A 5,313-nucleotide genomic window follows, 5' to 3' on the forward strand; every position below is an offset into this window, starting at 1 on the left:
GGTTAACGCGATCCGGAGGGAAAACCGTTCCACAATTTCCCGGAATCCCTCTCGGTTAAGCGGGCCGGGCACCAAATTGATTGCGAAACTCGTTGGAGAGATCGCGGCGCCAGCGCCGGCCATGGACATAGCCTTGCATCAATTCCGGCAGCGAATAGCCAAGCGTTTTGGATGAACGGTTGGCCATGTAGCCCTGAAATGCCTCCGGTATCCTGCCTCGCAGGATGTCGGCGATGAGCTGCCGCGAGATCATGTAAGGCGGAATGTGCGGGTAGGCATGGGCAATATGCGGATGTTTGCCCATCAGGTTCGCATAGGCCTCGACATAGCCGTCACGGCGGCCGGAAATCGAGTTCTCCGAATTGTATTTCGTCCAGTCCAGATCCCTGGACAACTGCGCACCGAAGCGCCGCGCAAGGCGCAGCAGCAATTCGCGATCCTGCATGCGGGTGATGTCGCTGTCGTAGCCGCCGATGGCCAGCAAGGCTTCGCGGCGAGCCGTGATCGCGGAGCCGGCAATGAAGATGGTCTGCCCAACCAGCGTCCGCTCCAGCATTGCGGGGCTCACGAACGCCTCGGGGTTGACGCAGTTTGTGATGCGATTGCCTTTCAGGGACACGAACGAACTGATCAGCACTTGCAGTGCAGGATTTTCCTCGAACCAGGTCAGGGTTCGTTCAAGCCGGTGCGGCATGTAGATGTCGTCGGAATCGAGGAACGTCACCAACGGTGCCCGCGCGCGCTCGATGCCGGCATTCCTGGCTGCGTTGGCGCCTCGCCATTTCGCCCCGACATAGATCAGCCGCGGGTCCTGGATGCGGGCCAGCGCCGATTCGGTCCCATCGGTCGAACCATCGTCGACGACAATGTGCTCAAGCCTCGACATGCTCTGGGAGAGTACGCTTTCCACGGCGCGCAACACCGTTTCGCGTCGGTTGTGGGTCGGCGTAATGACCGTGATGAGAGGTGTCGGTTCGATGGTTTTGCCCATTTTGACCATAGTGCTTCAGCTATGTCCCACGTAGAGGGGCACGTTTTCAACCTCGTCCCGAACCAGCCCAAGGGCCATGGCCGCTTGTGCACAAAAAACCAGCGCGCAAAAGGCCAATCCGACGATCAGTGCAAACGGGATCTGCCATGCCGGCATTCCGAGCCGAGTTGCATGCGTCAGAATACGCCCGCCCACTTTCCAGGACGTCGAAAACCAACGTCTTGTCGCCTTCAGCACTCGCGCGGCTTGGGATGGCGATGCCAGCGCCACATATTTCCGGTCCGCATCGCGCCCGGTGACCAGGGCACGCCAAAAGAAAAAGCGCCAACCGCGCGGAGGATAATGGCTGGCCCGGGCATCGACTCTGACAAAATCATGCCCGCTTGCTCGTAACTGGCTGGCGAGCAACGTGCAAGAAACCTTGAATCCATTGCTGGCCGGAAAGGGATGGCCGGCTAACCAGCTTCTGCGGAAGGCGCAATTGTTGGCGTTCATCGCGCGCTTGGAGGCAAAGCGTCGATCACCATCACGCAGCGGGAAGAACCACAGAAGCGCAAAGGTCCGCGAAGCGAAATCGTCACAGCCGAGATAGGTGTAACCGTTCACGGCGATCGTCTTCGGATCCTGGAGCGGTTTGAGAAGTGCCGACAGCCAGCCGTCTTCGATCACTGTATCGGAATCGCAGAAAATGACGATGTCGCCCTTGGCCAACGCGGCGCCTGCGTTCTTGACCTCATAATACCGGCCGCCTGTGCAGGCGCTGAAGACCGTATTTGCTGCCATGCCAAGTTGCGGAACAATTTCGGTGAGACGATGCCGGAGAATCGGTGTGTCGGTATCTGGTCCGCTGTGAACGACGATGACCTCCGGTTTTATGTATTGACCGGTTGTCGTCACGGCTTCTATTTCCCGTGCCAAAGCACTGAACGAAACGCCGATCTCATCTTCATTGATGGACTTGGCGTTTTCCATTTCGACAACGATCGAATAGGTCAGGTTCCCCGCTCCGTGCTTCGCTCGGCATCGCGTCCGGCATGACGCTACGAAAAACATGCTCCCGTGTCATCATCTGGTTGCAGAGTTCAATCCGTCCGCAACCACGAATTCGCAACCTTGCGTCTCAACGGCAACACCCTGAGGGCCGGAGACTTGAAACCGCCTCAGGATCGCGCAGGCCGATTCGTCTTGATCGCCTCATCTCATTCTTATTACTTTTGGGGTAATCGAATTCTGTCACGACCCTTGGCAATCTGTGCCTGCGGAGCCGGCAATCGGCTTCGATTGAAAGGGAGTGCACTTATGACCGCTTACGCCGTCGCCCATATGCGCCAAGCCACGATGGGCCCGCAGATCGTCGAATACCTGCACAAGATCGATGCCACGCTGGAACCTTTCGGCGGCCGTTTTCTGGTCCATGGCGGCGATGTCGAGGTGATCGAGAACAACTGGCCGGGCCATCTGATCATCATCGAATTTCCCGACAGGCAGCATGTGCATGGCTGGTACAATTCGCCCGCCTATCAAGCGATTCTGGCGCTGCGCACGGACAATTCGGAGGCCGACGTGGTGTTTGCTGACGGCGTCGAACATCCGCACAAGGCCACGGACATCCTCGAATAGCTTGCGGCTACTGCCGTTTCAGCAAGAACACTGCCTGCTGGCCGAAGAAGTTCCAGAACCACCACGGCATCGACAGGCCGATCTTCTGGCCGTTGGCGTCGAGAGCAGTTGCCTTCTCGACGGTCGCGCCGAGCTCGTCGCACAGATTGACGAAGTCGCGGATGGTGCAGAAGTGGATGTTGGGCGTGTCGTACCAGGAATAGGGCAGGTCCTTGGTCACCGGCATGCGGCCGTTGACGAACAGTGACAGACGCACACGCCAATGGCCGAAATTGGGGAAGGAGACGATGGCGCGATTGCCGATCCTTAGCAGTTCGTCGAGCACCAGCTTCGGGTTGCGGGTGGCCTGCAGCGTCTGCGAGAGGACGACGAAGTCAAAGCCCTTGTCGGGATAGAATTCGAGATCCTTGTCGGCATCGCCCTGGATGACCGAGAGGCCGCGCGCCACGCATTCGTTGACGCCGCGCTGCGACAGCTCGAGCCCACGGCCGTCGACCTGCTTGCTGTCCTGCAGCAATTCGAGCAGCGAGCCGTCGCCCGAGCCGACATCGAGCACGCGCGACTGTGGTGGGATGAGGTTGGCGACGACTTCAAGGTCGACGCGCTGGTCGCGGTTGACGCTCATGGCTTCGCCTCCTGCCTGGCGCATGATCCCGACCCGAAAAGCCTGCTATTTTCGGGGGTCATGCGCTGAGCCCTCTCGCCCTGGCGGCCGAGCCGATGAAGCCGTTGATGGCGGCAAACAGTTCCGGCTCGTCGAGCAGGAATGCGTCGTGGCCGCGGTCGGTCTCGATCTCGACGAAGGATACCGATGCTCCGGCGGCGTTGAGCGCATGCACGATCGAGCGGCTCTCCTCGGTCGGAAAAAGCCAGTCCGAGGTGAACGACACCAGGCAGAAGCGGGTTTTCGTGCCGGCAAAAGCATCGGCCAGCCGGCCGCCATGGTCGGCGGCAAGGTCGAAATAGTCCATCGACCGCGTCATGTAGAGGTAGGAATTGGCGTCGAAGCGATCGACGAAGGTCATGCCCTGGTGGCGCAGATAGCTTTCGATCTGGAAGTCGGCGTCAAAGCCGAAGGTCAGCGCTTCGCGATCCTGCAGATTGCGGCCGAACTTGCGGTGCAGGGCGGCTTCCGACAGGTAAGTGATGTGGGCGGCCATGCGCGCTACCGCCAGGCCCTTTTCCGGGCGTTTGCCGTGCTCGAAATATTTGCCGCCATGCCAGTCCGGATCGGCCATGACAGCCTGGCGGCCAACCTCATGGAAGGCGATGTTCTGCGAGGAATGGCGCGCGCCGGTGGCGATCGGCAGCGCCGAGAACACGCGCTCCGGATAGCTCGACGCCCATTCCAGCACCTGCATGCCGCCCATCGAGCCGCCGAGCACGCAGAACAATTTTTCGATGCCGAAATGGTCGATCAGCATCTGCTGCGCCCGCACCATGTCGCGAATGGTGATAATGGGCAGGTCAAGCCCATAGGGCTTGCCGGTGGCGGGGTTGGTCGAGGCCGGGCCGGTGGACCCAAGGCAACCGCCGATGACGTTGGAGCAGATGACGAAGAAGCGATTGGTATCGATGATCTTGCCGGGGCCGATCAGCACTTCCCACCAGCCAGGCTTGCCGGTCACCGGATTGGTGCTGGCGACGTGCTGGTCTCCGGTCAGTGCATGGCAGACGAGGATGGCGTTGGAGCGGGCATCGTTCAGCGTGCCGTAGGTCTGGTAGGCGATCTGGAACGGTGAAAGCAGCGTGCCAGCGTCCAGCTTGAGCGGCTTGTCGGATCCAAAACGCAAAACCGGGCTCGACGGTTGGTCGACCTCGTTGTTGGTTTTGCGGGCACGCAGAACGGCCATGACATCCATCTCACACTTTGAGCCCACGCATCGCGCTTGTCGAAAGTCGATGCCGATACGGGTGTCCGGCCGGGGCGGACAACAAAAAACCGGCATTGCAGTCGCAAAGCCGGTTACAGGATGCAAACGGCCCTTTAGCAAGTTGTTTAACGTGGCTGCAAGCCGACCGGCCAAATCACCACGGAAGTTCGCACCCCTTCTAGGGCTGTGGCGCGCAGTCGTCAACGGCCAGCCCTGGGCGATGGCTGTCGCCTCTCGACATTGCAGGCCACGGCTTGTATTTCCGCTGCGGCTTCCCTCAGGAAGCGTTCTCGACGGATTTTGCGACATGAGCCAGACACCGGACCAGGCACGTCCAACCCCGCGTGCGGGCATCATGGACATCGACGCCTATGTGCCGGGCAAGAGCACGGCGCCCGCCGGCGTCGCCAAGGTCCACAAGCTGTCATCAAACGAGAATCCGCTAGGGCCCTCGCCGAAAGCGATCGAAGCCGCGCGCGAGATTGCCGGCAAGCTCGACATCTATCCCGACGGCACCGCCAGGCGGCTGCGCGAAGCGATCGCCGAGGTGCATGGCCTTAACCCGCAGAACATCATCTGTTCCAACGGTTCCGACGAGATTCTCGGCCTGCTGGCGCAGACCTATCTGGCGCCCGGCGACGAGGCCGTCATCACCGAACACGCCTTCATGGTCTACAAGATCTACATCCAGTCGGCGGGTGCCGTTCCGGTGACGATCAAGGAAAGAAACGAGCGCGCCGACATCGACGCCATCCTGGCCGCGGTCACGCTGCGCACCAAGATCGTGTTCCTGGCCAATCCCAACAACCCGACCGGCACCTATGTGCC

At 60.5% G+C, this 5,313-nt stretch carries 6 protein-coding genes and 1 riboswitch; of the genes, 2 read left to right on the forward strand and 4 right to left on the reverse strand.

Annotated elements, in window-relative coordinates; all coding sequences use genetic code 11:
- Positions 1-55: 55 nt before the first annotated feature.
- Together EOC06_RS31850 and EOC06_RS31855 are read right to left on the reverse strand one after the other, a co-directional pair.
- On the reverse strand, positions 56-991 hold the full coding sequence (locus EOC06_RS31850) for a glycosyltransferase family 2 protein (RefSeq protein WP_128309654.1): 936 nt from the start codon (positions 989-991) through the stop codon (positions 56-58).
- Between the two features lie 15 nt (positions 992-1,006).
- Positions 1,007-1,963, reverse strand: coding sequence for a glycosyltransferase (locus EOC06_RS31855; RefSeq protein WP_245470262.1), 957 nt, complete (start codon positions 1,961-1,963; stop codon positions 1,007-1,009).
- Between the two features lie 327 nt (positions 1,964-2,290).
- Here EOC06_RS31855 and EOC06_RS31860 point away from each other — a divergent pair, with 327 nt between their 5' ends.
- The gene (locus tag EOC06_RS31860; protein ID WP_127268376.1) at positions 2,291-2,611 is read left to right on the forward strand and encodes a DUF1330 domain-containing protein; all 321 of its coding nucleotides are present in this window, start codon (positions 2,291-2,293) and stop codon (positions 2,609-2,611) included.
- Between the two features lie 7 nt (positions 2,612-2,618).
- Here the strand turns inward: EOC06_RS31860 and metW are convergent, their stop codons facing one another.
- Positions 2,619-3,236, reverse strand: coding sequence for a methionine biosynthesis protein MetW (gene metW / locus EOC06_RS31865; protein ID WP_127268377.1), 618 nt, complete (start codon positions 3,234-3,236; stop codon positions 2,619-2,621).
- 58 nt (positions 3,237-3,294) lie between these two features.
- On the reverse strand, positions 3,295-4,464 hold the full coding sequence (locus EOC06_RS31870; RefSeq protein ID WP_013529386.1) for a homoserine O-acetyltransferase: 1,170 nt from the start codon (positions 4,462-4,464) through the stop codon (positions 3,295-3,297).
- A gap of 114 nt (positions 4,465-4,578) precedes the next feature.
- A riboswitch (SAM riboswitch) is annotated at positions 4,579-4,656 on the reverse strand.
- Positions 4,657-4,792: 136 nt separating this feature from the next.
- On the opposite strand from EOC06_RS31870, the gene EOC06_RS31875 reads away from it, so the two are divergent.
- The coding region (locus EOC06_RS31875; protein WP_128309656.1) for a histidinol-phosphate transaminase at positions 4,793-5,313 on the forward strand (521 nt) is incomplete at its 3' end.

Source organism: Mesorhizobium sp. M7A.F.Ca.MR.362.00.0.0, from assembly GCF_004023175.1.
Classification (GTDB): Bacteria; Pseudomonadota; Alphaproteobacteria; order Rhizobiales; family Rhizobiaceae; genus Mesorhizobium.